This is a genomic window from Vibrio sp. 1069 (assembly GCF_033340555.1).
The window spans coordinates 1-1633 of sequence record NZ_JAWOWP010000053.1 but is presented as its reverse complement, the minus strand read 5'-3'; the positions used below and the strand labels follow the sequence as shown (position 1 = coordinate 1633).

The 1633-nt window shown below is 46.9% G+C and carries 1 protein-coding gene; it reads left to right on the top strand.

Annotation, left to right across the window (positions count from 1 at the left end):
* Nucleotides 1-1633: pitrilysin family protein (locus R7040_RS24345; protein WP_318097242.1), on the top strand; the 1633-nt coding region annotated here is incomplete at both ends.

Here is a 1633-nt window from a genome sequence, read left to right as displayed (position 1 = left end):
GGCTGTGCATCAAATTCCCCTGTTTCATCGTTGCCAAAAGGGGTGACTTTCGTCGAATCATCGAAAGCAGAAGACGGCAAAGTTAAGATCCCATATCAAAAATACAAACTCGATAACGGCTTGACCGTAATTCTAGCGCCAGAGGGCTCTGATCCATTGGTACACGTTGATGTCACGTATCACGTCGGTTCAGCCCGTGAAGAAATCGGTAAGTCGGGCTTTGCGCACTTCTTTGAACATATGATGTTCCAAGGTTCAGAGAACGTTGGCGATCAAGAGCACTTCAAAATCCTCACAGAGGCGGGTGGTACGTTAAACGGTACGACCAATCGCGATCGCACCAATTACTTTGAAACCGTTCCTGCGAATCAGTTGGAAAAAATGCTCTGGCTTGAATCGGAGCGTATGGGTTTTTTACTTGATGCGGTTTCACAGCGCAAATTTGAAATTCAACGATCTACGGTGAAAAATGAGCGTGCGCAACGTTATGACAACCGTCCGTACGGTTTGATTTGGGAACGTATGTCTGAAGCGCTATACCCAGAAGGTCATCCTTACTCATGGCAAACCATCGGTTACGTTGAAGATCTTGAACGTGTTGATGTGAATGATCTTAAAGCGTTTTTCTTGCGTTGGTACGGTCCAAATAATGCGACGATCACGATCGGTGGTGACTTAGATGTCGAGCAAACACTGGTGTGGGTAAACAAATACTTCGGTTCCATTCCTCGTGGTCCAGAAGTTGAAAACGCACCGAAACAACCAGCTAAGTTGCAAGAAGACAAATACATTACGTTGGAAGATCGTATCCAACAACCGATGGTAATGATTGCGTGGCCAACCACATACAGCGGCGAAGAGAGCCAAGCATCTCTGGATACGCTATCGGAAGTATTAGGTGGTGGCACCAACAGCGTGCTGTACCAAGATTTAGTGAAGACGCAAAAAGCGGTTGATGCGGGTTCCTTCCATGACTGTGCAGAGCTTGCGTGTAATTTCTATGTCTACGCGATGGGAGATTCTGGAGACAAAGGTGATCTTTCGACCTTGTACGGTGAGCTCATGAAATCGATGAGCAAGTTTGCAGAGAAAGGCGTCACTGACGATCGTCTTGAGCAGTTGAAAGGTAAAGCTGAAGCGGATGCGATTTTCGCGCTTGAAAGCGTGAAAGGTAAAGTCACACAGCTAGCGTCGAATGAAACTTTCTTTGGCCAACCTGACTTGATTGAAAAACAATTGGAACAGATTCGCGCCGTGACTCCTCAATCTGTTGAGAAGGTGTACCAAAACTTTATTCAAGGTAAGTCGAAAGTCACCTTGAGCGTGGTACCAAAAGGCAAAACGGATCTTGCTGTTAAGTCTGCGACATTTACAACGCCAGAACGTACCTTGCCAGAGTACAAAAAAATTACCGATGATCAGTTAGCCTATCGCCGCGCAACGGACAATTTTGATCGTTCAGTGCAGCCACCGGTCGGTGAGCCAGTGAAAGCAACAATGCCAGAACTGTACAATGTGCACTTTGACAACGGCTCTGAACTACTCGGCACCGTGAGCAACGAAACTCCGACAGTCATGATGCAATTCAGCTTGCCTGCGGGCACGCGTTTTGTGGAAAAAGGCAAAGAAGGCC